This window comes from Rathayibacter tritici, from assembly GCF_001641005.1.
Lineage (GTDB): Bacteria > Actinomycetota > Actinomycetes > Actinomycetales > Microbacteriaceae > Rathayibacter > Rathayibacter tritici.
In genome coordinates, this window is the sequence record NZ_CP015515.1 from 2,830,096 (window position 1) to 2,854,854 (window position 24,759).

The window sequence follows — 24,759 nt, forward strand, 5'->3', positions numbered from 1 at the left end:
CTGACGACGGCATCTCTGCAGAGATCGGATCTTTTTTCCCGTCGCTGCGTGCTCGATTCTCCGTGACTCTTCCGGTGTCACGCGGTTCTCGACGTCCGGTCGTCCCGCGCACCCCGCGGCGCTTCGTCGTCGCTCCGTGCGCCCCCCTACCCCTCGGCGAGGCCGAGCGGCGAAAGAAAACGAAGGAAAGGAAGAGATTATGCCCGAGATTCTCGAGAGAGAGGCCACCGTCGTGAGCCCCCACTGGGACCTGACGGCTCGTGCTGGTCACGGAACCAGCCCGTCGGTTCAGGCACAGATCGACGAGGCGTTCGAACGCGTCGTCAGCCCGTACATGGGCAGCAGCGGCTGGATGTGCACACTCACGATCGAGTGCGGCACGGTCGTCTGCGCCTGTCGCTGACGTCATCCGCACGGCGGGCGACCCGGGCCTCGTTCCCGGGTCGCCCGCGATCCTCACCTCAGCGATCGACCCGAAGGCTGGCCCGCCATGCTCCGTCACGAAGATTCTCTCGTCTCCCCGCAGGCGGACGCCTCGCCGGCCTCTCCCGCGTCGGCCGAGTCGCCGGAGATCGCCGCCCTGCGGGTCTGCCTCCTCCAGGCCGCCGCTCTGCGTGAACGCCGACCCGACGGCGGTTCCCTGCACGCAGGCGACCCCTCGATCGTGCGCACCTGGTCGGATCGGGCGCTCGCCCTCGACACGACCCTCGAGAGCTATCTCACCGTTCAGGGCCTCGACCGCGAAGGACTCACCGCGCTCCTCACCGGGGGGCCCTGGTCGCCCCGCGAGCGAAGTGCCGAGTGGATCGACTCGGTCGAGGACTGGCTGATCACGCCCGTGGACACCCCGCGGAGCCCGTTCGGACCGCTGATCGTTGAGGGCACCCGCCTCGCCGAGCTGCCGTTCGACGGCTTGCTCGCCCCTGTCCTGCATGCGCAGCGGGTCCGCTTCGATCGGCACCCCGATCTCGCGCCTGCTGCGCGGACCGATCTCCTCACCGGCCTCGCCGAGATCCTGGCCACGCTGGCCCTGCGCTGTCTGCTCGCCGAGCTCGCGGACGACGACGTCTCCGGAGCATACGCGCGACTGAACACGGCGCTGTCTGCTCCCGACGTCCGGCGGGCGTTCTTCTCCCGCTACCCGGTCCTCGCTCGGGATCTGGTCGCCGCGATCAGCGCCTGGGGCGACCACGTCGAGCGCATCCTCACCCGTCTGAGCAGTGATACGCGGGCACTGAGTGACGCCGGTCTACTGCCGCGCGGAACCGACGCGCTCGAGGCGGTCCACTTCGCCGGCGACGCTCACGACGACGGACAGTCCGTCGCGATTCTGCGGTTCGTCAGCGGCCATCGACTCGTCTACAAGCCGCGGGACTGCGGCGTGTTCACGCTCTACGAGGCGGTGAACGCCGTGCTTGCCGAGGTGCTTGAGCCCGATGCTTCCCTATCCTCGCCCCGCTCCCTCGTCAGGGACGGATACGGATGGGTCGAGTACGTGAAACGTCCGGACGACGCGGCCGGCACTCCTCTGACGCATTTGCGCAAGCTCGGCGGCCTGCTGGCGGTCACCTCTGTCCTCGGAGCCTCGGACATGCATCTCGAGAACGTCATCGCTACCGCAGCGGGCCCGGTACCGATCGACCTCGAGACTCTGATCCAGAACAGAAGTCACCGCGAGAGCGCGATGACGGCGAGCACCCGCGCCATCGACGACCTCAACAGCTCGGTCCTCGGGACAGGCATCCTGCCCGTGCGACTCACTACGGGGGAGAGTTCCAGCATCGACGTCAGCGTCGCCACGGGCGGACTCGGCTCCGAGGGCAGGACGGCCGTGATCCACCAGGTGGTCGGTGCCTGCACTGACGACATGCGCATCAGCGCAGTGGACACGCCGGTCGGCACCTCCCAGAACCAGCCGCCAGGGATGACGCTGGCGCTGGTGCGCGCTCAGAGGGAGGTGGTCGCGGCAGGATTCGCTGAGACCGCTCGAGCGGTGATCCAGCGCCGAGCCCCGATCATCGACCTCATCACGACCGCACCCGCGATGACCGCGCGACACATCCTGCGCGCCACGCGCTCCTACTCGCTGCTGCTGACGGAGATGCGCCAGCCGGGCCGTCTGTGCACCGGCATCGACAGGGACCACCTTCTTCGAAGCCTCTGGACCAGGCTCGCCGACCATCCCGACCAAGCAGAGCTCATCGACGCCGAGGAGCAGTCGCTCCGGCAAAGAGATGTGCCCCTCTTCACCACCGCGCTGGACTCGCGCACTCTCACCGCGCACCACGGTCGGGCACTCTCCGACTACTTCACGAGAACGCTCCGCGATGACGTCATCGCACGCCTCACTGCGCTTAATGAGGCGAGCATCGAGCGGTCGATCGCCCTCATCCGAGAATCGATCCTCGCAGCCACGCCGGGAGAGCAGGAGGACGACGAGGCGCAGGCAGTCACGCCCTCTGCGCGCGGCACGGTCAGAGAGCTCGCGCGGGCACAGGCGGGCCTCCTCGCAGACACCGCGATTCTGGGGGAGGACGACGTGACGTGGATCAGCGTGTGCAGCAGCACGGACAGCACCGGACTGGAGTACCGGCCGGTGGGCCCGACACTCTACGACGGCCTCGCCGGCATCGCGTTCTCTGCGGCCTGCGCGCACCGCGTCGTCCCGCACCTCGGCCTCGACGACCTCGCCGGACGCGCCTCCCACGCCATCGCCGCCATCCTCGACGACTGGAGCGCGTCCCGCGTCTCCCTCCCGATCGGCGCCTTCAGCGGTGCCGCCGGCCTGCTCTACTCGCTCGCCCGACAGGACAGCCTGCTCGGCACTGATCGATACCGGCCGACCCGGTTGGCTGCGATCCGTCGGCTCACCGACGAAGCACGATCCGACACCTTCTTCGACGTGATGGCGGGCAGCGCAGGAGCTCTCGCCGTCGTGACGGCCCTCCCCGAATCCCAGACGGAGGAGGGGCGGACCGCTGTGCGGACTCTAGCGGCACATCTCCTCGACCACGGCGTCGATGCCGGCGACGGCTCGCTCGCGTGGGAGAGCGGAACGGCACGGGTGCGTCTCGGCGGGTTCTCGCACGGTGCCACGGGAATCGGGTGGGCACTCGCCAGAGCAGCGGACGCACTGGGCGACGGGGAGATCGGCGACGCAGCGCTCGCAGCTCTCCGATTCGACGACACGCTCTTTGATCCGCAGCGAGGACGCTGGTTGGACGCCCGCACGGAATCGCTCGAGCAGGGCCGCCTGTTCCCGGCCCACTGGTGCCATGGCACAGCCGGCATCGCGATGGCTCGTGCAGCGTCGGCAGCACTGCTCGACGCGCCCGATCTCCTCGAACGCGCCGTCATCGGAGCAGATCAGACGACCGACGACCGACTGCCCGCCGACGATTCGCTGTGCCACGGTGCGCTGGGGAACCTGCTAGCCCTCCGGGCAGTCGACACGCACGCACCCGGCCGCGTCGACGTCGCGTCCTTCGCCGAGCGCACCCTCGACAGGATCGGACGCTCCGACGCCCGGAGCGGTCTTCCGAGGGGAATCACGACGGTCCGCGGTCTCCTGCTCGGGACCGCCGGTGCCCTCTACGCGCTCTGCCGCGAAGTCGACCCCGATCTGCCGAACGTCCTCCTCCTCGAGTGAGCCGTGCAGAGACACCGCGGTGTGAGGCACCAGTGTCAACCCGACGCGCGGCGCAGCGCGTCGTCGACGGAGGAGCGCACGAGGCTGGAGAGGAAGAAGCCCGGCTTGTCGACGCCGATGCCTGCCAGCAGGCCCGCCGCCTGGTCCACGATCGCGGTCGAGAAGGTGGTGGCGGTCGAAACGGCCTCCGCGTAGGCGGCACGGTCGGACTCCGCCACGGTCACCGGCTCGCCGCCCATCTCGACCACGAGCGCCTGCGCGATCGGCAGCACCGGCCCGGGTGCCGAGACGGCGAAGTAGGTCTCGGCGAGGCGGGCGAGGTCGAGGCTGGTGCCGCTGAACGCCATCGCCGGGTGCACGGCGAGGGGGATGACTCCGGAGGCGAGCGCCGGAGCGAGCACGCCGTAGCCGTGCTCGGGCGCCGTGTGCAGCACCAGCTGGCCGGGCTGCCACCCTCCGGTCGCGGCGAGCCCCGCGACCAGCGCGGCGATCTCGCTCCCGGGGACGGCGATGATCACCAGCTCGCTGCGCTCGACGAGCTCGGGGATCGCCAGCACGGGCACGCCCGGGAGCAGCGCGTCGGCGCGTTCGCGGCCGCTCTCGCTGGTGGTGGCGACTCCGATCACGGCGTGACCGGCGCCGGCGAGCGCGGCGCCGAGCACCGGGCCGACGTGTCCGGCGCCGATGACGCCAACACCCAGGCGTCCGTCGCGGCGGTTCTCAGGCATGCGGTTCTCCCTCCGGAGCGGGCCAATCGGGCAGGGCGGCGGGTCGGCGGCCCCACCGGTGGCTCGCGTCGCGGTCGGCGGCCCGCACCCCGGCCGTCGCGAGGCTGTCGAAGAAGGCGAGTCCGTCGGCTGCGCTCATGACGGGAACGAGCGCAGTGACGGGGCCGGCCACGGTGTGCACCCGCGCCGAGGCCAGCCCCAGGAGGCGCTGGAGCGGCCCCTGCTGGACCCCGACGCTCTGCATCCGCGCCAGGGGCACCACGGCGACCCGCCGCCAGACCGCCCCGCTGCGCAGGATCGCGACCTCGTCCGTCAGCCGGTACCCCGTCCGCCGGAACGAGAACGGGCGAAGCCATACCGCCGAGCGCGGGGCGCGGGTGAAGCCGGCGGCGTCGCGGTGCCGGAGCGCGTCGCCCACGGGGGTCGACTCCGCGCCCTCGCTCGCGCCGGGCAGCAGGAGCCCGAGGACGCGCTCGACGGCTGCGAGGTCGCCGACGGGGAGGATCGTGGTGTTCGGCTCCCCGTTCGCTCCGCGGGAGGCCGCGTGGCCGGCCCGGTCGATCCGCACCTGCCACCAGCCGAACGGACGCCAGAGCAGCGGCTGAGTGATCTCGACGGCGTGGATCCGCCCGGGCGGGATGGTGTCGCTGCTGGTCGAGAGCACGCCGTAGCCGACGCGCACGCCGTCGGGTGTCGCGGCGATCGAGTAGCGGAGCGAGCGCACGAACTGGCGGAGGTAGTAGCTGCCCGAGCCGATCAGGCCCGGCAGGATCGCGAACAGCACGAAGGGCGAGCCGTAGACGGCGACGACCACTACGGCGACGGCCGAGGCGGCCAGGAACAGTGTGAATCCGCTGAACACGAGCGAGCCGAGGAGCCGACCCGCGGGGATGGAGACCACCGAGTCAGGTGACGCGTCGTCCTGCGGCTCGCTGAACTCCTCCAGCCGCCGCGCGAGGAACCCGCCCGCCGAGGCGTGGCCGTCGACCTGCGCCTCCCGCTCGCGCACTCCCGAGGCGAGGCGCAGGATGTCGCGGCGCAGCGCGTCCACCAGCCGCGAACCGAGGTAGGACAGCTGGACGTTCGCGTCCTGCCCCGCGACGCTCACCTCGAGTTTCGCCGCGCCGAACACCCGCGCGAACAGGGGACGCTGCACCGCGATGCCCTGGATGCGGTCCAGCCGCGCCCGCCGGTTGGTGCGGAAGAGCACGCCGGAGCGCACCTCGACGACCTCGTCCGTGATCCGGAAGGTGTGCATCCGCCAGGACAGCCAGAACGCGACGACGGCCACCGCGAGGCCGACCATCACCACCAGCAGCGCCCAGCCCAGCAGCCCTCGGCGCAGCAGCTCATCGACCGGGTCGCCGCTCTCGAAGCCCTCCGGCCCGGGCAGGAACAGCTCGACCAGGCGCTCTCGAAGGTTGGTGATCACGATGCCGAGCACGACCAGGAGACCGATCCCGCCCTTGAGGACGGGGGTCGCCGGGTGGAGGCGGTGCCACTGCCCGTCGGCGAGGTCCGTCTCGACGGTGCGGAGTCCGGTCACAGGCCGGCCCGGCGCGACTCGGCGAGCTCGACCAGGCGATCGCGGAGCTCCTCCGCCTCCGCCTCGGCCAGGCCCGGGATGCTGACGCCGGTCGCCGCGGCGGCCGTGACGAAGCGCAGATCGGCGAGGCCGAGTGCCCGGGCGAGCGGCCCGCGGTTGACGTCGATGAGCTGCATCCGCCCGTACGGCACCGACACGAAACGCTGGAACATGATGCCGCGGCGAAAGAGCAGGTCGTCCTGGCGCAGGAGGTAGCCGTAGGCGCGTGCCCGCCGCGGGGCGACGATCAGGAGGGTGACCGCCAGGGCCGCGGCGGCCAGCATCGGGATCCAGCCCCAGGACACGCCGATCAAGAGCAGCACCACGGGCACGGCGAGCAGGAACGCGCTGGACACGACGGCCGACACGATCTCGACGGCGACGTATTTCGGCGAGACGCGCCGCCACTCCCCCGTGACGTCGAGGCGGTCCCGTCGGCGCCCACTCGCGCGTGCGCGGGTCTGCGGCGTCGCTCCCTCGGGGTCGGCGGACATGGCGTCGTCCTCACTGCCCGCGGCGGTCCGGGCGTCGGCGTCAGGCGTGGTTCACCTCGCCGACGGCGCTGTCGTCGTCGTCGCTCGGCGGGATGGTGCACAGGTGCTCGGCGACCAGGCCGGCCACCAGCAGTACGACCGCCCCCACGATGGTCGCGATGTCCTGCCACACGGAGCCTAGCGAAGGGATCGCGCGGCTCAGCAGGTACACCAGGATGCCGCCGGAAGCTCCGAGCAGCAGCGCGCCGACGTGGCTGGATGCCTTCGCGAGCACCACGACGCGCATCGCACGGAACGGGTCGATGGGCCGCAGCAGCGTGCCCTTCGTCGCGCGGTGAATCGGGATCGCGAAGCCCAGGACGAGTGCGGCGACCACGACCAGAGTGAGCGGCACCGTCAGCGGTGGGATGAGCACCGGGCGGCCCGCGGCCGCGATCGCGAGGTCGAGGAGGAAGCCGGCGACGGCCCCGGCGAGGCCGAGCCCGAGCAGGGTGCTGATGCGGGTGCGCCTCACGGGGTCCTGCTCTCGGGGTCGGTGGCACTGTCGCGGGCCGCGCCGCGCAGCGGCCAGGTCAGCCCGACCGGGTGGTCGGCCACGCGGTCCGTCGCCCGCCCGCGCAGCTCGGCGACGGGTCCGACTCCGGGCAGCACCGCCGCCGGCTCCACGTCGAGCCACGGGTCGAGCACGAAGGCCCGCTCCGCCGCGCGCGGGTGCGGCAGCGTCAGATGCGCGTCGCTCCGAAGCACTCCGCCGAGCACGATCACGTCAATGTCGATCGTCCGGTCACCCCAGCGCTCCTCACCCTCGCCGCGGATCCGGCCGCCGGCGAGCTCGACCGCCGCCGTCGCCGCGAGCAGGTCGTCGGGCTCGAGGACGCTCGAGCCGGTGACCACCGCGTTGAGGTACGCGGGCGCCTGCTCGTCGACGCCCTCGGGCTTCCACACGGGCGACTCGACCACCTTGGATACCGCCTCGATCCGTAGCCCCGGCGTCGTCGCGAGCGCCCGCAGCGCCTCCTCGAGGTGCGCGCGGCGGTCGCCGAGGTTGCTGCCGAGTGCGAGCACCACGTGCCGCACCGGGCGGATCCGCTCCTGCCGCGGCCTCATGAGCGGGCCCTCGTGATCTGCACAGCGACGTCCGCGAACGGCAGCGGAATCGGCGCGTCCGGCTTGTGCACGGTGATGCGGACGACGTCGGCGGCGGCGAAGCCCAGAGCGACCCGGGCGAGCCGCTCCGCGAGGGTCTCGATGAGGTCGACCGGATCGCGGCTGACCGCATCCGCCAGCGCAATCGCGAGTTCGCCGTAGTGCACGGTCTCGGCGAGGGCATCGCCCTGCGCCGCGAGCGCGGTATCGAGCCAGACCGTCGCGTCGATCAGGAAATCCTGACCATTCTCGCGCTCGAAGTCGAAGACGCCGTGATGCGCGCGTACGCGCAGCCCGGTGAGGGTGATGGAGTCGCGCACGGCGAGGGCGGCGGGGTCGATCGCGGTCACAGGGTCTCCTCCTGAAGTCGGGCGGCGAGCGCCAGGGCGCGGGCGGACGAGCGGACGTCGTGGACCCGCACGCCCCAGGCGCCGTGCTCGGCGGCCACGAGGCTCAGCATGGCCGAGACCTCGTCGCGGTCGGCGGCCGGAGCGCCGGCGGGGGCGAACGGAGCGAGGAACCGCTTCCGCGAGTGCCCGACGAGCACCGGGAACCCGAGCGAGACGATCGCGTCGAGCCCGGCCAGCAGAGCCCAGTCGTGCGCGCCGTTCTTCGCGAAGCCGAGCCCCGGGTCGAGCAGGAGCAGGTCATCGCGGATCCCCGCGGCGCGAGCGGCGTCGATCCGGCGCTCGAGCTCGCCGCGCACGTCCGCGACCACGTCGCCGTAGGAGGCGAGCGCGGTCATCCCCGCGCTGTGACCGCGCCAGTGCATCGCGATGTAGACGGCGCCGCGCTCAGCGACCAGCGGCAGCATCCGCGGGTCGGCGAGGCCGCCGGAGACGTCGTTGACGACCACGGCTCCGACGTCCAGGGCCGCCTGCGCAGTGGCGGCACTCATCGTGTCGATGCTCACGCGCACTCCCTCCGCCGCGAGCGCGCGAACGACGGGTAGCACGCGACCCTGCTCCGCCGCGGTGTCGACGCGGGCGGCGCCCGGGCGGGTGCTCTCACCGCCGACGTCGACCAGGTCGGCTCCGAAGGAGGCAGGCCCGTCGCCGGCGGGCCGGGTCAGGTCGAGCCCGTGGCGCACGGCATCGTCGACCGAGAGCCAGTGGCCGCCGTCGCTGAACGAGTCCGGCGTGACGTTGAGGATCCCGAGGAGCGCGGCGCGGCCGGTCGGCGTGAGCTCGGCGACGGAGGTGCCCACGTCACTCCCCCCGCGCGGCGCCGATCAGCGCGATGATCTCGGCGCGGGCGGCCGGGTCGGCGAGGGAGCCGCGGGCGGCGACCGTGACGGTGGAGCTGTCGGTCTGGCGCGGGCCGCGCATCCGCACGCAATCGTGCTCGGCGTCGACCACGACCAGCGCGCCCTCGGGGTCGAGCCCCTGCTCGAGCGCGTCGGCGATCTGCTCCGTCATCCGCTCCTGGATCTGCGGACGCGACGCGACGGTCTCGACCATGCGCGGCAGTCGGCCCAGTCCGACGACCCGCTGGCGCGGCCGGTAGGCGATGTGCGCGATGCCGAGGAACGGCAGGAGATGGTGCTCGCAGACGGAGCGGAAGGCGAGGTCACGCACGATCACCGTCTGATCCACCGGCGACTCCTGACCGCCCTCGACGACCGCGAACGTCTCGCTGAGCTGGGCGGCAGCGTCGGCGTCGAACCCGCCGAAGAACTCCTCGTACGCCTCGGCACATCGGCGCGGCGTGTCGATGAGGCCTTCGCGGCCCGGGTCGTCCCCGATGGCCGCGAGGATCTCGGCGACGGCCGCCTCGATGCGCGCCTTGTCGACGGGCACGCGCGCGCTACGCCGTCGCGGGGTGCGGGTTGATCAGCGGCGGGCGCTTCGGCGCGACCTCGTCGGCGCCCGCGGAGGAGACGCCTCCGTCGGTCGCGGCGGAGTCGATCGGCGCCTTCGCGACCGGGACCGCGATCGGCGGGAGGTCGGATAGGGGGCGCTTGTCGCTCGAGAGCCACTGCGGGCGCTCGTCGATGCGGCGGATGTCCGTGAAGATCTCGGCCAGCTGGTCGTGATCGAGCGTCTCCTTTTCGAGAAGCTCCATCGCCAGGCGATCGAGGATGTCGCGGTTGGCGTTGATGACCTGCCACGCCTCGTCGTGCGCCTGCTCGATCAGCTGGCGCGTCTCGGCGTCGACCTTCTCGGCGATCTGCTCGGAGTAGTCCCGCTGGTGGCCCATGTCGCGGCCGAGGAACATCTCGCCCGAGGACTGACCGAGCTTGACCGCGCCAACATTCGAGGACATCCCGTACTCGGTGACCATCTTGCGAGCGATGGCGGTCGCCTTCTCGATGTCGTTCGACGCTCCGGTCGTCGGGTCGTGGAACACGATCTCCTCAGCGACCCGTCCGCCCATCGCATAGGCGAGCTGATCGAGCAGCTCGTTGCGAGTGGTGGAGTACTTATCCTCCAGCGGGAGCACCATCGTGTAGCCGAGGGCGCGTCCGCGCGGCAGGATCGTGACCTTGGTCACCGGGTCGGTGTGGCGCATCGCCGCCGCCGCCAGAGCATGCCCGCCCTCGTGGTAGGCGGTGATCAGCTTCTCCTTGTCGCGCATGACCCGCGTGCGGCGCTGCGGGCCCGCGATGACGCGGTCGATCGCTTCGTCGAGCGCGCGGTTGTCGATCAGCTGCGCGTTGGAGCGGGCCGTGAGCAGCGCCGCCTCGTTCAGGACGTTCGCCAGATCGGCACCGGTGAAGCCCGGGGTCTTCCGAGCGACGACCTCGAGGTCGACCCCTCCGGCGAGCGGCTTGCCGCGGCCGTGCACCTCGAGGATCCTCTTGCGGCCGAGCAGATCCGGAGCATCGACGCCGATCTGGCGGTCGAAGCGGCCCGGGCGCAGCAGCGCCGGGTCGAGGATGTCGGGGCGGTTCGTCGCCGCGATCAGGATGACATTGGTCTTGACGTCGAAGCCGTCCATCTCGACCAGAAGCTGGTTGAGGGTCTGCTCGCGCTCGTCGTGCCCGCCGCCCATACCGGCGCCGCGGTGACGGCCGACGGCGTCGATCTCGTCGACGAAGATGATCGCCGGCGAGTTCTCCTTGGCCTGCTGGAACAGGTCGCGGACGCGGCTCGCGCCGACACCGACGAACATCTCGACGAAGTCGGATCCGGAGATGGAGTAGAAGGGGACGCCCGCCTCACCCGCGACCGCGCGGGCCAGCAGAGTCTTGCCGGTGCCGGGAGGGCCGTACAGCAGGACGCCCTTGGGGATGCGCGCGCCGACCGCCTGGAATTTCGCGGGCTCCTTGAGGAACTCCTTGATCTCGTGCAGCTCCTCGATCGCCTCGTCGGCGCCGGCGACGTCGCCGAACGTGACCTTGGGCGACTCCTTCGAGACCAGCTTCGCCTTCGACTTGCCGAACTGCATGACCCGGTTGCCGCCGCCCTGCATACCCGAGAGCATCAGCCAGAAGAACGCGCCGATCAGGAGGATGGGGAGCAGGAAGCCGAGGGCCGAGAGGAACCAGTTGGTCTGCGGGACCTCGTCGTTGTAGCCGGTGCTGCCGAGGTCGGCCGCGGACACCGCGTCGACGACCTCGGACCCGCGGGGGGCCACGTAGTAGAACTGCACCTGCGTACCGTTGTCGCCGTCGGCCTGCTTGAGCGTGAGGTCGACGCGCTGCTCGCCGTCGACGATCTTCGCCGAATCGACCTTGCCGCTTTTCAGGAGGTCGAGGCCCTCCTGCGTCGTGACCGGTCGGAAGCCGGACATGGTGATCAGCGAGGAGCCGATCCACACCGCGACGATCGCCAGGACGACGTAGAGGATGGGACCCCGGAAGATGCGCTTCACGTTCATGCTTGTTGCGGGTGCGACACCCGGCACCTTTCTGACGAGGAAATGTGAGTGACAGGCTACCTCCCGCGCTCTGAGCGACGCCCGCGCGTTCGCCGTGGGCTGAGCTGGATGGCGGGGATGCGGCACGCCGCACTGCCGGGGAACGCTGGCACGCGTTTCCCGGTCCGCGTCCTCTTCCTTGCTGGAGCGGCGCGGGCGGTCAGGCGGGCTCGAGGAGGGGCTCGGGGTCGTGGAGGGCGGGGGTCAGGCCGCGGCGGCGGCGGGCGGCGGCCAGCACGGTGACGGCGAGAGCGCCGATGAGCCAGAGCACGAGCACCAGGACCGCGTGCGCGACTCCGATGGTGCCACCGGCGATCAGCGAGCGGAACGCCTCCACGGTGCCGGTCAGCGGCAGCACCCCGTGGACCGCCTGGAAGAAGGCGGGCGCCGTCTGGACGGGATAGGTGCCTCCGGCCGAGGACAGCTGGAGCACGATCATCAGCAGCGCCAGGAAGCGGCCCGGGGCGTCCAGGAGCGCGATCAGCGCCTGATTGATCGCCACGAAGGTGAGGCTCGTGAGCACAGCGACCCCGATCAGCCCGGGCAGGTTCGACGCCTCCACGCCCACTCCGAAGCGGATGACCAGCGCGGCCAGGACACCCTGGGCAACGGCCATCAGCGCACCGGGGAGGTAGCTGCGCAGGGCGATCACCCAGGCCGGCCGCCGGGCGGCGAGGAGGCGGGCGCTCAGCGGGGCGCTCATCAGGTAGAACGCGAGCGCGCCGACCCAGAGCGCGAGCGCCATGAAGTAGGGGGCGAGGCCGTAGCCGTAGGACGGCACACGGTTCAACCGCTCGGCGTCGATCCCGACCGGAGCGGCTGCGACGGTACTGAGCTCCTGCGCCTGCTCGTCGGTGTAGCTGGGGACATCGGCCGCGCCGTCCGAGAGCGTCGTGCCGAGGGTGCGCGACCCGGAGGCGAGCGAGTCGATGCCGTCCTCGAGGCTCTGCGAGCCGGTGGCCGCGTCGGCCGAGCCGGTGGCTGCGGTGTCGGCGCCGGCGGCGAGGTCGGCGGCGCCCGTCGCGAGCGCGGCCGTTCCCGAGGCCAGATCGGCGGCGCCGGACGCCGCGGAGGCGATGCCGGTGGTGAGCGGGCCGACGGCGCCGGAGAGGGTGTCCACTCCGCCCGCGACCGTCGCTGCTGCGCCGTCGAGGGTCGCCGCTCCCCCGGCGAGAGCCTGCGCGCCGCTCTGGAGCCGTTGCGCGCCCTCGGCGGCGGGGCCGGCTCCGGCGGCCAGCGCCGACGTGCCGGTCGCGAGGTCCGACGCTCCGTTCGATACCGTGGCGGCGCCGGCGGCGAGCGCCGTCACTCCGCTGCCGTCGCCGCCGACGAGCGTGGTCGTACCGGCCGCGAGCGTCTGCGCGCCGGCGTCCGCCGCGGCCGCCCCACCGGCGAGCGTGGCCGCGCCCTTCTCGAGGGCGGTCAGCTCGGCCACGCGCTGGGCGTCGGAGAGCGAGTCGTACCGCGAGAGCAGCGAAGCGAGGCCGGAGTCGACACCGGTCGCTCCAGCGGCGAGATCCGGAGTCGCGGCCGCAAGCGCCCCTGCGCCGGTCGCGAGATCCCGGGCTCCGGCGAGCGCCTTCCTCGCCCCCTCGGACACGGTCGCCGACCCGGTGGCGAGCGCCTGGGCACCGGTGGCCGCGGATGCCGCGCCGTCCCGAAGCGCTGAGGTCCCCCCGGCGAGGTCGGCGGCGCCCGAGGCGAGCGTCGCCGCTGCGCCGTCCAGCGTGTGCGCGCCGTCGGCGACCGAGCGGGCACCGGAGTCGAGTTCCCTCGCCTGCTCAGGCAGCCCGCCGGTCCCGCTCGCGATCTGCTGGAGCCCGGAGGAGAGCGTGGCCGCCCCGGTCGCCGCAGCCCCTGCACCCGAGCGGAGGGAGTCGGCACCCGTGGCGAGCCGCGCCGTGCCGTCCTGCAGCTGCGCGAGCCCGACGACCAGCTCGGAGGAGCCGGACGCGGCCGTGTCGGCGCCGGCCGCCAGCTGCGCGGCTCCGTCGGCCGCCTGCTCGAGGCTGGAGTGCACGGTGGTGAAGCCGAGGTAGACGTTCTGGAGGTAGCTCGCGCCGACCTCCTCCTCCAGGGTCTTCGTCACGGTGGTGCCGATGGTGGAGGCGATGGTGCCGACGATCAGGTTCGCTCCGTCGTTCGTCTCGATCGACAGCTTCGCCTGGACGGCGGCGGCGGGGTCGGCGCCGCCGACCGAGGCCACGTCGGTGGAGAAGCCGGCCGGCACCGTCAGCACGGCGAACACGTCGCCCGAGGCGAGTTCGCGCGCCGCCTCGTCGGCGCCGGTCGCCGTCCAGGCGAAGTTCGAGTCGGACCTACTGGCGGTGAGCTCGTCGGCCAGATCGCGGCCGAGAGCGAGCGTCGAACCGTCCGCCGCCGTCGCGCCGGTGTCCTCGTTCACGATCGCCGCGGGCACGGTGCCGAGGTGATGGGTGGGATCGAGGGTGGCCGAGGTCAGCAGTCCCGCGTAGATCAGGGGGATGAGAGCGATCGCAGCGAAAACGACGACGAGGCGCGGGTTCACGGCGCGCAGGGCGCGGCGGAGCGGGGAGGTGGTCATGGTCCTTTTACTTCGTGGAGTGCAGGGCGGCGAGCCGCTGCGACGCGACTCCGGTGACGAGGAGCTCGGCGATGTCGGCGGAGGCCCGGGCGGCCGAGCGGCGGGCGTCGCCGTCCAGAAGCCAGCCGACGACCAGCCAGATGGTGCCGGCGGCGAGGAGGACGGCGAAGCGCTCGACGCGCGCGTGGTCGCCTCCGCCCGGCGCACGCTCGGCGAGGGGCGAGAAGGTGAGAAGCCGCTGGGCGAGGAACGCGACGACCGACTCCTGCACGGCGCGGGCCGTGCCTCCGCTGAGCACCCTGCGGTAGAAGTCGGCGTGCACGAGCAGACCCTCGAGCAGCGCGCGGACGATGCGCGGGACCGCCTCCTCCCAGTCGGCGGGGGCGAGGCCGGTCGCGACGTCGCCGAAGAGCGCGTGCATCCGCTCGATCGCGGCGGCCTCGATCAGCGAGGGGACATCGCCGAAGTGCTGGTAGAACGTGGGTCGGCTGACCCCGGCCGCGGCGCAGAGTTCGGTGATCGAGGGCTGGTGGTCGCCGGGGTGATCCAGAGCGGTGGTGATCGCGGTGACGAGAAGCTCGCGGGAGCGGGCAGGCCTCGGATCGCTCATGGCTCCTCTTCTCCGGCGCAGCGGCGCCTTTCTTGACGGTCGTCAGATAACTTACGACCGTAAAGAAGTTAGCGCAAGCGTCAGGAGGCGGACTCCCGCGGTAGCAGCGTCGCAATCGCCGACGTGTCGATGATCACGGAGTCGCGCGGAGTCAGCCCGGGACTCTTCGGCGTCGGCACCGGCAGGCGCACGAGCAGGGCGCCCGGATCCACGCCGAAACGGCCGGAGCGGGTGCGGCCGATCGGATCGCCGTCCAGCTCGGCGAGCACCGGCTGATCCAGCTCGAAGGAGAACTCGCGACCCGGCCACTGTCGCAGCGACGCGAGCCCATTGCGGTTACCGGTCGCCACGTCCAGCGCGAGGCCGAACCGGCGCCGCAGCAGCACCAGCTCCAGGTCGCCGTCATCGAGCACGGCACCGGCCGCTAACTCGATGTTCGCCACCACCGAGCTGCAATTGCAGGCGAGCACCATGTAGCAGCGCTGAGCAGGCTCACGAGCACCGTCGATCGTGAGCGTCACATCGAAGCCGGCCTTGAACATCGCCGGCGCCCCCGCCGCGAAGTAGGCGCCCCAGCCGACGCGCCTTTTCAGCTCCTCGTCCGTCTTATCCATGATCTCGGCGTCCAGGCCCACCCCGCCCATCACCATGAACACCCGCTCCTCGCCGTCGTCGAAGGTCGCCGTGCCGACGTCGATGGCGCGGTCCTGGCCGAGCAGGGCGATCTCGACTGCCTCGGGCAGCGAGTTGAGCGGGATCCCGAGGTTGCGTGCGAGCAGGTTGCCCGTGCCGCTGGGCAGCAGGCCGTAGGGCAGGCCCGTCCCACGGAGCACGGTGGCGACCGCGCGCACAGTTCCGTCGCCGCCCATCGAGCAGACCAGGTCCGCGCCGGCCGCTAGGGCGGCTCGGGCCGCGCCGACCCCGGAGTCCTCGGGGCTGGTCTCGAACCAGAGCGGCTCGTTCCAGCCGTGGCGGCGCGCGATCGTCGCCACGAGATCCTCCGCGGCGCCGACGTCGTCGAACTTGCTCGGATTGATTACGACGGCCGGCGTGCGCTTCTGGGGTGCCTTCACTCGGTCAGTCTGACGGCAACGGCGAGCGGTCGAGTCTCGCTGACGCCTCCACGGCGAGCACAGCACCGATCTCGGCGGAAAGAGTGGCGGGCAGCGACGGCGGCGCGTCCCAGCGCGGCCCGGCCAGCAGCACTCCGCCGCGCAGGCTGGAGCGCTGGAGTGCGGCGACGCTGCCCGAGACGAAGTCGCTCACTCGCGTGGCGACGGCTGGCGCGACTCCGCTGGTCGTCGCGAGGTCGACGAGGTGCCGGTAGGCGATACCGCCGAACAGGGCGCCGTCCCCCGTGCCCTGCTCGACGAAGACACCGTCGGACCCGAGCCGGTCGAGCAGATCCTCGGTGGTGCGGGAGGCGTGCGCGAGCAGGCGGAGGTCGGGCCGGAGACGGTGCAGAGCGAGCGCGGCGCCGATGTAGACCGCGTGGTTGTAGCTGAAGGCCCAGTCGTCGCGGGCGGAGCCGCCCTCGCGCCCGATACCGTCGGCGATGAAACCGGTGTCGTCGTCGCGCAGGCGCACGTGCATCCAGTCGAAGGCGGCGCGCACGAGCACCTCGCGGCCGTGCGGGCGCAGCCGCTCCAGGTGGGCGCCGAGGATCACGAACGGGCCGTTGGCGGGAGCGTTCTTGTAGTCCAGTTGGCGGCGACGCCAGGCGAGGCTGGCGCCGTGGCGGAGGTTCCAGCCCTTCTCGACGGCGAAGCGCCAGAGGCGATCGGCGCGCTCGAGGAAGCGCGCCTCCCCCGAGGCCTCCCCCAGGCGAGCCAGAGCACAGCCGAGCCACATCATGTCGTCGAAGTAGCCGTTGACGAGGCGCCCGCCGTTGCGCAGGCGGATCGCGCGGTGGATCCGGCGGGCGCGCTGGAGGTGCTGTGTGTCCCCGGTGCGCTCGAAGGCGTCGACGGCCGCGTCGATCGCGTGCGCGAGCCACCAGTAGTTGAACTCGAAATCCGCCCGCAGCGAGGTCGGATAGCTCATGTGGTAGCCCAACAGCGGCACCGCGAAGAGCCGCTCGAGGCTCTCCTGCGCGGTGTCGGCGGCGCTACGCGTAGACGTGCGGGGCGAGGACGGCGACATCGCGCAGGTTGCGGTAGCGCTCGGCGTAGTCGAGGCCGTACCCGATCACGAACTCGTTCGGGATATCGAAGCCCACGTAGGCCACCTCGACCTCGACCTTGGCGGCCTCGGGCTTGCGGAACAGCGCGCAGATCTCGACCGACTCCGCGCCGCGGCTGCGCAGATTGCCCTGCAGCCAGGAGAGCGTGAGGCCGGAGTCGATGATGTCCTCGACGATCAGCACCTTGCGGTTCGTGATGTCGGAGTCGAGATCCTTGAGGATTCGCACCACGCCGGAGGACTTGGTACCGCTGCCGTAGGAGGAGACGGCCATCCAGTCCATCACGACGTCGAGCTTGAGCTCACGGGCCAGATCGGCCATCACCATCACGGCGCCGCGGAGCACCCCGACGATGAGCAGGTTCTCGCCCGCGTAGTCGCGCTCGATCGCGCGGGCCAGGGCGCGGATCCGCTCATGGATCTCGGCCTCGGTGTAGAGGACCTCGGTGATGTCGTCGGCGATGTCGGCTGCTTCCACCCGGCCACTCTACGGGCGCCCGGCCCCCGCCCGCCCTCCGCGAGATGCCACTTACGCCCCCTTCCGTCGGCGTGTCGGGCGCATAAGTGGCATCTCGCGGAGAGGGATTAGGAGGGGTGCGGCGCGGGGGCGAAGACGAGGGTGGGGCCGGAGCGGGTGGCGAGGACGCCGGGGAGGTCGACGCCCCTTTGGCCGTGCCAGTCGGTGACCAGGGCGGCGACGGCCAGGGTCTGCGCGCGCGAGAGCGCGACTCCGAACTCGTTGGCCACCACCAGGCGGATGATGCGCTGCCGCAGCGCCGGCGGGTCGGCCGCCAGCCCGCGCGCGTCCACCGTGACGTGCCCCGCCTCGTCCTGCCCGACCAGCTCGCGCGCCCAGTCCAGGGCGAGCGCGTCCAGCGCGTCGCCGTCCTCCCGCAGCTGCTCGGCCGTGCGCGCCAAAGCCTGCGCCACCCCCGGCCCGAGCTCGTCCTCGAGCACCGGTAGTACCCGGCTCCGCACCCGCACGCGCGAGTAGCGGGGGTCGTCGTTGTGCGGGTCGTCCCACGGGGTCAGCCCCTGGTCGGCGCAGGCGCGGTGGGTCTGCTCACGGCGCAGGCCCAGGAGCGGTCGCCGCAGCGGTCCGCTGACCGGCGCCATCCCGTGCAGCGAGGCGGCACCGGCACCGCGGGCCAGGCCCAGCAGTACCGTCTCGGCCTGGTCGTCGAGGGTGTGGCCCAGGAGGATCGCGGCGGCGCCGGTCGCGGCCCGCGCGTCGTCGAAGGCCCGGTAGCGCGCGGTGCGGGCCGCCGCCTCCGGACCACCCTCGGCCGACACCGTCACCACCTCGCGCAGCACCGGAGCGAGCCCCAGCCCGTGCGCCTGCTCGGCCGCCCGCCGCGCGACCTCGGCCGACCCCTCCTGCAGCCCGTGATCGACGATCACCGCGCCTGCCCGCCGGCCGCCGCGAGGCGCCTCGAAGGCGACAGCCGCCGCGAGCGCGAGCGAGTCCGCTCCCCCGCTCAGCGCGACCAGTACCAGCGCAGCGGGCTCGAGCCCGTCGAGGCTCGCGCGCACCGCCCGCCGCAGATCGGCGACAACGGGAGTCAGGCGGGGGCGATCGGGCACATCAAGTAACGTAATGCCAGCGATCCGCCCCTCCCGTGCGCGCACCCGCGCGAGCGTTCCGGAGGCCGATCCGTCCGCCGATGCGCCGCTCACGGCGCCACCGACTCAAGGAGAGAGCATGGCCGCATACGACGTCGTCGTCGAGATCCCCAAGGGGAGCCGCAACAAGTACGAGGTCGACCACGAGACCGGTCGCGTGTACCTCGACCGCGTGCTCTTCACCTCCTTCGTCTACCCGACGGACTACGGCTACTTCGAGAACACCCTCGGCCTCGACGGCGACCCCGTCGACGCGCTGGTGCTGCTCGAGTACCCCGTCTTCCCCGGCGTGGGCGTCTCGGTCCGCCCGGTCGGCGTGCTCAACATGAGCGACGAGGCCGGCTCCGACGCGAAGGTGATCGTGGTCCCCGCGAAGGACCCGCGCTGGCAGCACATTCAGGACATCGGCGATGTCCCGGAGCAGACCAAGAACGAGATCAAGCACTTCTTCGAGCGCTACAAAGACCTGGAGCCCGGCAAGTGGGTGAAGGTCGACGCGTGGGGCGACGCCGCCGAGGCGGAGCAGATCGTCCAGGACGGCATCAAGAAGCTGGCCGAAGAGGGCCACTGACCCCTCGCACCTACGAAGGAACCCCCTCCCGTCGACTCGACAGGAGGGGGTTCTCTCGTGACAGGAAGCGGCTCAGGCGGCCGGGCGGCCGACCATGCCGGCGGGCGAGCCCCAGGTGTTCCAGATGCGCACGGGCTTGCCGTAGTCGGCGGCCTCGAGGATCTGGTTGTTCCCGAGGTAGATGGCCACGTGGTAGTAGTCCCCGCCGCCGCCCCAGAAGATCAGGTCACCGCGCTGGCGCTGGCTGTAGGGAACGAGCTTGCCGACGCTCGCCATCGTGTTGTACTGATTCGTCGCCGAGTGGGTGCCGATGTAGATGCCCGAGGAGGCGTAGGCCGCCTTGGTCAGGCCCGAGCAGTCCCACTGGTCCGGGCCCATGCCGCCGAGGACGTACTCCTCGCCGAGCTGCGCCATCGCGTACGAGATCGCGTTCTCGACGGCGTTGCCCTGCGGCACCAGGGCCGGAGCGGCCACCGGCTGCGGGAGCGGCTGCGCGGGCTGCTGGGGCGCGGGCTGCGCGGCCGGCTGAGCCGGAACGGGGGCGGGCTGCGGAGCGGCGGGCTGCGGGAGGGACGTGGCCGGGCTGGGCTGGGCTGGAGCGGCGGCCTGCGACGGCTCGGAGGGCTGCTGCGCGGAGCGGGCGGCGGACTGGGCGTCCTCGGCGGCCCGAGCCTGCGCGGCGGCCTGGGCCTCGGCGGCGGCCCGAGCCTGCGCGGCAGCCTGGGCCTCCGCGGCGGCCCGAGCCTGCGCGGCAGCCTGAGCCTCGGCGGCGGCCTGAGCCTGCGCGGCAGCCTGAGCCTGCGCGGCGGCCTGCGCGGCCTGCGCCTGAGCCGCGGCCTCGTCCGCCTGGCGCTTCTGCTCGCCCGCGAGGTACTGGGTCTCGGCCTCGACCGTGGAGTCCTTGAGCAGCGCGAGCTGGGCGACCAGCTCCTTCGACTTCTCCTCCTGAGCCGCGAGCGAGGCACGGGCGGACTCGGCTGCGGCGTCGGCGTCCTTGCGGGCCGCGTCGGCTTCGCCCGAAAGCCGCTGGTGCTCGGCGACGGCCCGATCGGCCTGCTCGCCCAACGACTCCGCGTTCTGCTTGTCGGCGAGGGCGTCGGCGTAGACCTTCTGCGACTGCCCCGAGAGCTGCGACATCGCACCGAGCTGGTACAGCAGGTCGCCCGCGTCCTTGCCCTTGGCGACGAGGCTCGCGGAGAGGTCGCTGCCGGCCGCGCGGGAGAGGTGCGCGGCGAGCAGGCCGGCGCGCATCTTCGAGGTCTGCGCCTTGGCGGAAGCGATGGTCGCCTTGTTTTCGAGATCCGAGACGGACTTCGCGGCAGCGTCGAGGGCCTCCTTGGCTTGGCGCCAGGCCTCGGCCTTCTTCATCGCCGTGATCGACTTCTCGTCGACCGCGGACTGGAGGTTCGCGATGAGGCCAGTGATCGAGTCGATCTCGGCCTGCTTGCTCGCCTCGTCCTTCTTGGCGTTCTGCACGTCGTCCCACGAGGGGTACTTCGCGTCCTCGGCGAGGGCGGGGGTGATGCCGAGGGACGCGGTGACCGCCGTGACCGCGAAGGCGGCGGATATCGCGAGCGGGAGGCGTCCCTTCCAGGCGCGCTCCCGGGGCGCGGGAGTGAAGGTGCGGGCGGTCGTCTGTGCGTCAGCCAAGGGTGACTCCTCGTTGTGCCATGAACGGTTGTGCGTCGACGGCGGAGCCATTGACGCGGGTCTCGAAGTGCAGGTGGCAGCCGGTGGAGGCCCCGGTCGTTCCGACTGCGGCGATCTGCTGGCCCGCCTGGACCTGATCGCCGACGCCCACGTAGATCCCACCGGGCATGATGTGCGCGTAGCCGGTGCTGATGCCGCTCCCGTGATCGATCAGCACCCAGTTGCCGTAGGTCCCGTTGGGCCCGGCATAGGTGACGGTGCCGCTGTGCGCCGCGAAGATCGGGATGCCGCACCCGCCAGCGAGGTCAGTGCCGCGGTGGAAGGACCCTGAGGACCCTCCGCCGGTCGAGATGCTGTCGCGCGGGCCGAAGGTGCCGCTGATGCGGCCGCTGGCGGGTCGAACCCAGCCGGAGTCGCTGACCGCGCTCGAAGAGCTCGCCCCGGAGAAGGCGCTGTAGCCGACACCGCTCGACTCCCGCGCGGCGGCGGCACGCTCGCGCTCCGCCTGTGCCGCGGCCTCGCGCGCCGCCGCCTCCTCCGCGAGGACACGCTGGCGCTCCGCCTCACGGGCTGCGACGCCGGCCTCGTAGTCGGCGATGGTCTTCGACTCGGTGTCGCGGAGCGCGGCGAGCTGCTGCTCGAGCACGACGCTCTGCCGCTGCTGCTCGGCCAGCGCCGCCTCGGACGCCTCCTGTGCCGCGGTCGCCTCGGCGAGCTTTTGCTCGGCGGCGATACGGAGCCGCTCGCGCTCGGCCTTCGCGACCTCAGCCTGAGCGGCAAGGGAGGAGGCGGTGTTGCGAGCCGTGCTGGCCTGCTCGTAGATCGCGGAGGAGCGCTCGACCAGCTTGGTCATGTTGCCGATCTTCGACAGCAGCTGGTCCGCCTGGCCCGCCTGCTGGTCGAGGAAGATGTTGACGGAGAGGTCGGTGCCGGTGCTGCGGTAGAGCTGAGCGGCGAGGAGGCCGGCCTGTTGCGAAGCCTTGTCCGCCTCCCCTGCGCTGGCGGCGGCCCTGTCCTCGAGCTTCGTCGACTCGTCCGAAGCCTCGTCGAACGCCTGCTGCGCCGCGAAGTGCTCATCGCCGCGCTGCTGCGCGAGCTGCTGGGCGGCGGCGACCTGGCCCTGGAGGTCGCTGATGAGCGACGTGATCCGGTCGACCTGAGCGGCCGCCGCGGCCGTGTCGCCCTTCGCCGCCTCAACATCGGCCCAGGTCGGGTAGTCGACCGCCTGGGCGGGAGTGGCGACGAGAAGGCCGGCGACGAGAGCGAGCACCGCGGAGGCCAGTGCCGCACCGCGGAGTCGCCCGAGTCGCGGCGCGCCTTCAGAGCGGGCGGAACGCGGACGGCGCAGGAAGTAGGGCATGGGACCTCGGGGTTGGGGGATCTCCGTCCACGGCGGTGCGGCGCCGGCTCGCGGAAAGAGAGAAAGATCGATTCCGCCCCACCCTAACCGCGGCCCTGCCCGATCTCCTAGACCCGGGTCGACCCCGGACGGGGTGCACACGACCCGCGGAAGCATCGATTTTGCATCCGGGGCCGCGTCCCCCTATGCTTGCGTGTCGGTAGTGATGGGGGTCGGCCGCAGGGTCGCCCCGCGAGCTCCCGGCCCCATCGTTTAGTGGCCTAGGACACCGCCCTTTCACGGCGGCAGCACGGGTTCGAATCCCGTTGGGGTCACGGGTGGGTCCAGTACTACCGGCAAGTGCACCGGCTCGAGAGGGTCGGGGCGTGACAATTCAACAGCCTCGAAGGCAGTATGCTGGTCTTCGCAACGAGGCCCTGTAGCGCAGTTGGTTAGCGTGCCGCCCTGTCACGGCGGAGGTCGCGGGTTCAAGTCCCGTCAGGGTCGCAAAGGGGCCCTTCCGAGAGGAAGGGCCTTTTTCAGGAGATCACCTCTCCGGCGGCGTCTCGCCGCAACGGCTCTGTAGCTCAGTTGGTAGAGCGCACGACTGAAAATCGTGAGGTCACGGGATCGACGCCCGTCGGAGCCACGGGAACCCTCGCCTAGCTTCTACATGGCGGGGGTTTCTTCGTATCCGGATGTGCCCGCGTGTCGGCATCTCCGCGCGCGGAGGCGCCGCCGCCGCTCCTCCTTCGATCGTGACCCGCGCGAACCGCGGCCGCGGTTCCGTCTCGTCTACCGACTCCGGCCGTGCGACATCCGTCCCACCACCGTCCAAGCCGTCGCCGTGGGCTATCGAGTCGGTCTCGACGCCTCCGTGCGAGCAGCCCGGATCCTCTGGAGACTGTGAGGAGTCCTCCACCGAAGCGGACGCGATCGCCTCGCCCCGCCGAGCTTCTCCCGAGCTTCTCCCGAGCGGGGTCTCTTCGTATCCGGAGGCCTTCGCGGGAAGATCGCCGTTCTCCGAGAGTGCGCTCCGGCCGCCGGGCGGGACCTCTTCTCGACCGCAGCACGACCGGGCGTGCGCCGGACGGCGTCCAGGCGGCCTGCGTAGGCTGGCCCAGTCATGGAACCCGCCGCTTTCCCGCCGCCCGATCCCGCGACACTCGCGCCCGACTCCGCGCCGCCGCCGGCATCGTCCGCGCCGGACGCTCTGCGGTTCGCGCCACCGACGGGAGCGCCGTTCGACGCGGCGGACACCGGCCGGCCCGTCGGCGAAATGCCGCCCGCCGAGCCGCGACCCTCCATCGAGGCGCCCTACTCCTCCCTCCTCTACCTGCCCGACCCGCGGGTGCGCTGGGGCCTGCCGACCGCCGTGCTCACGATCGTCGGGATCGTCCTGCCGTTGGCCGTCCTCATCCTGCTCTTCGGATTCGGCGTGCTCCCCTACTCCCCCGTGTTCGCTGTCGCGGGAGCGCTCGCGAGCTACCTCGTCGCGATGATCGTGCCGTTCGCCGCGTCGCGACTGCGCGGGCTGGGCACGATGGCGGCCGACTTCGGTCTGCGCTTCCGCTGGGTCGATGTGCCGATCGGGATCGGGCTCGGCTTGGGCGTGCGCTTCGTGATCCTGGTGGTGCTCGCCGCCTTCGCTCCCTTCCTCCAGGACGCGCAGGGAAACCTCGACATCGACCCCGACCCGCTGTGGTTCGTGCTGAGCTCGGTCCTGATCCCGGTCGTCGTCGCGCCGGTGGTCGAGGAGGTCCTCTGCCGCGGCGTCGTGATGCGGGCGGTGCGCAACCGGATGCTGCGCGGTAGCGCCCGGTCGGCGCGGCCCTCCCGGGGGCTCCGGGTGTGGGCGATGGTGTTCAGCATCGTCGCGTCGACCGCGGTCTTCGCTCTGCTGCACGGGCACCAGATGATGAACCCGGCGACGGTCGTGACGCTCGGCGTGACGACGGTCGTCGCGGGGCTCGCTCACGGCTGGATCGCGACGCTCACCGGGCGTCTCGGCGCGGCGATCGTCTCGCACGCGACGCTGAACGGCTCCGCGGTGCTGCTGCTGGCGCTGCTGCCACTGCTGACCCCTTAGGCCGCGCCCGCCTCACACGTCGTAGGTGCGCGCCCCCGGCAACTCGCCGCGGACCTGGCGGTGCAGGCGCTCCATGTCGGCGTCGAGGGTGGCGGCCGTGCGCGCCGCGCCGGCGAGACCGTCGAGCAGCTCCTGCGGCACCTGCCGGTCGTACTTGTAGTAGATCTTGTGCTCCAGGCTCGCCCAGAAGTCCATGGCGATCGTGCGGAACTGCACCTCAACGCAGACGTCCACCGATCCGCCCGAGAGGAACACCGGCACCTCCACGATCGCGTGCAGGCTCTTATAGCCGTTCTCCTTCGGCTCGGCGATGTAGTCCTTCACGTCGAGCACCGTCACATCGGACTGCGAGGTGAGCAGGTCGAAGACGCGGTAGACGTCGGAGACGAAGCTGCACGTGATGCGCACGCCCGCGATGTCGGTGATCGCGCCGGCGATCCCCTCGAAAGTCGTCTCGCAGCCCTTGCGCTCGATCTTCTCGATCAGGCTGTCGGCCGACTTCAGCCGACTCGTGACGTGCTCGATCGGGTTGTACTCCTGCAACTCGCGGAACTCCTCCTGCAGGATCGACACCTTCGTGACGATCTCGTCCATCCCGAACTTGTACTGGAGCATGAACCGCGCGAAATCGTCCCGCAGGGCGCGGATCTCGGCGACGGTGCTGGCGTCC

General features: G+C 71.7%; 22 protein-coding genes and 3 tRNA genes. 7 read left to right on the plus strand and 18 right to left on the minus strand.

Annotation, left to right across the window (positions count from 1 at the left end):
• Window positions 1-199 precede the first annotated feature (199 nt).
• Together A6122_RS12855 and lanM are read left to right on the plus strand one after the other, a co-directional pair.
• On the plus strand, window positions 200-403 hold the full coding sequence (locus tag A6122_RS12855) for a hypothetical protein (protein ID WP_068255638.1): 204 nt from the start codon (window positions 200-202) through the stop codon (window positions 401-403).
• Window positions 404-490: 87 nt separating this feature from the next.
• Complete coding sequence (lanM, locus tag A6122_RS12860) at window positions 491-3,649, plus strand: type 2 lanthipeptide synthetase LanM (RefSeq protein ID WP_068255641.1); 3,159 nt, start codon at window positions 491-493, stop codon at window positions 3,647-3,649.
• A 35-nt stretch (window positions 3,650-3,684) separates the two neighbouring features.
• Here lanM and A6122_RS12865 read toward each other — a convergent pair whose 3' ends face one another.
• From A6122_RS12865 to tilS, 15 genes are all read right to left on the minus strand, one after another.
• Entirely contained in the window at window positions 3,685-4,377 is a 693-nt protein-coding gene (locus tag A6122_RS12865) for a Rossmann-like and DUF2520 domain-containing protein (RefSeq protein ID WP_068255643.1), read from the minus strand.
• Complete coding sequence (locus tag A6122_RS12870; RefSeq protein WP_068255646.1) at window positions 4,370-5,923, minus strand: PH domain-containing protein; 1,554 nt, start codon at window positions 5,921-5,923, stop codon at window positions 4,370-4,372. The genes A6122_RS12865 and A6122_RS12870 overlap by 8 nt, the downstream gene beginning before the upstream one ends.
• Entirely contained in the window at window positions 5,920-6,456 is a 537-nt protein-coding gene (locus A6122_RS12875; protein WP_068255648.1) for a PH domain-containing protein, read from the minus strand. The genes A6122_RS12870 and A6122_RS12875 overlap by 4 nt, the downstream gene beginning before the upstream one ends.
• Window positions 6,457-6,496: 40 nt before the next feature.
• Window positions 6,497-6,970, minus strand: a complete 474-nt coding sequence (locus tag A6122_RS12880; RefSeq protein WP_068255651.1) for a DUF3180 domain-containing protein — start codon at window positions 6,968-6,970, stop codon at window positions 6,497-6,499.
• Window positions 6,967-7,563, minus strand: a complete 597-nt coding sequence (gene folK, locus A6122_RS12885; protein ID WP_068255654.1) for a 2-amino-4-hydroxy-6-hydroxymethyldihydropteridine diphosphokinase — start codon at window positions 7,561-7,563, stop codon at window positions 6,967-6,969. Before folK ends, A6122_RS12880 begins: the two co-directional genes overlap by 4 nt.
• Window positions 7,560-7,952, minus strand: a complete 393-nt coding sequence (folB, locus tag A6122_RS12890; RefSeq protein ID WP_068255657.1) for a dihydroneopterin aldolase — start codon at window positions 7,950-7,952, stop codon at window positions 7,560-7,562. The genes folK and folB overlap by 4 nt, the downstream gene beginning before the upstream one ends.
• On the minus strand, window positions 7,949-8,809 hold the full coding sequence (folP, locus tag A6122_RS12895; protein WP_068255660.1) for a dihydropteroate synthase: 861 nt from the start codon (window positions 8,807-8,809) through the stop codon (window positions 7,949-7,951). The genes folB and folP overlap by 4 nt, the downstream gene beginning before the upstream one ends.
• Before the next feature lies 1 nt (window position 8,810).
• Window positions 8,811-9,401: a GTP cyclohydrolase I FolE gene (gene folE, locus A6122_RS12900; protein ID WP_068255663.1), complete on the minus strand. Its 591-nt coding sequence runs from the start codon at window positions 9,399-9,401 to the stop codon at window positions 8,811-8,813.
• A 7-nt stretch (window positions 9,402-9,408) separates the two neighbouring features.
• On the minus strand, window positions 9,409-11,424 hold the full coding sequence (ftsH, locus tag A6122_RS12905; protein ID WP_068255666.1) for an ATP-dependent zinc metalloprotease FtsH: 2,016 nt from the start codon (window positions 11,422-11,424) through the stop codon (window positions 9,409-9,411).
• A 199-nt stretch (window positions 11,425-11,623) separates the two neighbouring features.
• Window positions 11,624-14,026 carry a YhgE/Pip domain-containing protein gene (locus tag A6122_RS12910; RefSeq protein WP_068255669.1) on the minus strand — a complete coding sequence of 801 codons (2,403 nt, stop codon included), beginning with the start codon at window positions 14,024-14,026 and terminating at the stop codon, window positions 11,624-11,626.
• Between the two features lie 7 nt (window positions 14,027-14,033).
• Window positions 14,034-14,636: a TetR/AcrR family transcriptional regulator gene (locus A6122_RS12915; RefSeq protein WP_068255672.1), complete on the minus strand. Its 603-nt coding sequence runs from the start codon at window positions 14,634-14,636 to the stop codon at window positions 14,034-14,036.
• A gap of 80 nt (window positions 14,637-14,716) precedes the next feature.
• The gene (locus A6122_RS12920) at window positions 14,717-15,709 is read right to left on the minus strand and encodes a diacylglycerol/lipid kinase family protein (protein ID WP_068255675.1); all 993 of its coding nucleotides are present in this window, start codon (window positions 15,707-15,709) and stop codon (window positions 14,717-14,719) included.
• 4 nt (window positions 15,710-15,713) lie between these two features.
• A complete protein-coding gene (locus A6122_RS12925; RefSeq protein WP_068255678.1) occupies window positions 15,714-16,778 on the minus strand; it encodes a glycoside hydrolase family 76 protein in 1,065 nt (354 codons plus the stop codon).
• Window positions 16,744-17,295 carry a hypoxanthine phosphoribosyltransferase gene (gene hpt / locus A6122_RS12930; RefSeq protein WP_068255680.1) on the minus strand — a complete coding sequence of 184 codons (552 nt, stop codon included), beginning with the start codon at window positions 17,293-17,295 and terminating at the stop codon, window positions 16,744-16,746. The genes A6122_RS12925 and hpt overlap by 35 nt, the downstream gene beginning before the upstream one ends.
• Window positions 17,296-17,402: 107 nt before the next feature.
• Complete coding sequence (tilS, locus tag A6122_RS12935) at window positions 17,403-18,401, minus strand: tRNA lysidine(34) synthetase TilS (RefSeq protein ID WP_068255682.1); 999 nt, start codon at window positions 18,399-18,401, stop codon at window positions 17,403-17,405.
• 118 nt (window positions 18,402-18,519) lie between these two features.
• Here tilS and ppa point away from each other — a divergent pair, with 118 nt between their 5' ends.
• Entirely contained in the window at window positions 18,520-19,011 is a 492-nt protein-coding gene (gene ppa, locus A6122_RS12940; protein WP_068255683.1) for an inorganic diphosphatase, read from the plus strand.
• Window positions 19,012-19,083: 72 nt separating this feature from the next.
• On the opposite strand, the gene A6122_RS12945 is transcribed toward ppa, so the two are convergent.
• Together A6122_RS12945 and A6122_RS12950 are read right to left on the minus strand one after the other, a co-directional pair.
• Window positions 19,084-20,661 (minus strand): C40 family peptidase, encoded by a 1,578-nt coding sequence (locus A6122_RS12945; protein ID WP_068255686.1) that lies wholly within the window; start codon window positions 20,659-20,661, stop codon window positions 19,084-19,086.
• A complete protein-coding gene (locus A6122_RS12950; RefSeq protein ID WP_068255689.1) occupies window positions 20,654-22,021 on the minus strand; it encodes a M23 family metallopeptidase in 1,368 nt (455 codons plus the stop codon). The genes A6122_RS12945 and A6122_RS12950 overlap by 8 nt, the downstream gene beginning before the upstream one ends.
• Before the next feature lie 241 nt (window positions 22,022-22,262).
• Here A6122_RS12950 and A6122_RS12955 point away from each other — a divergent pair.
• The 4 genes from A6122_RS12955 (at window position 22,263) to A6122_RS12970 (ending at window position 24,089) form a co-directional block, all read left to right on the plus strand.
• Window positions 22,263-22,335 (plus strand) — tRNA-Glu (locus tag A6122_RS12955).
• A 98-nt stretch (window positions 22,336-22,433) separates the two neighbouring features.
• A tRNA-Asp gene (locus A6122_RS12960) sits at window positions 22,434-22,507 on the plus strand.
• A 69-nt stretch (window positions 22,508-22,576) separates the two neighbouring features.
• Window positions 22,577-22,649 (plus strand) — tRNA-Phe (locus tag A6122_RS12965).
• Between the two features lie 477 nt (window positions 22,650-23,126).
• Window positions 23,127-24,089 (plus strand): CPBP family glutamic-type intramembrane protease, encoded by a 963-nt coding sequence (locus A6122_RS12970; RefSeq protein WP_068255691.1) that lies wholly within the window; start codon window positions 23,127-23,129, stop codon window positions 24,087-24,089.
• A gap of 12 nt (window positions 24,090-24,101) precedes the next feature.
• On the opposite strand, the gene A6122_RS12975 is transcribed toward A6122_RS12970, so the two are convergent.
• On the minus strand, window positions 24,102-24,704 hold the full coding sequence (locus tag A6122_RS12975; protein ID WP_237358285.1) for a GTP pyrophosphokinase: 603 nt from the start codon (window positions 24,702-24,704) through the stop codon (window positions 24,102-24,104).
• Window positions 24,705-24,759: the final 55 nt, after the last annotated feature.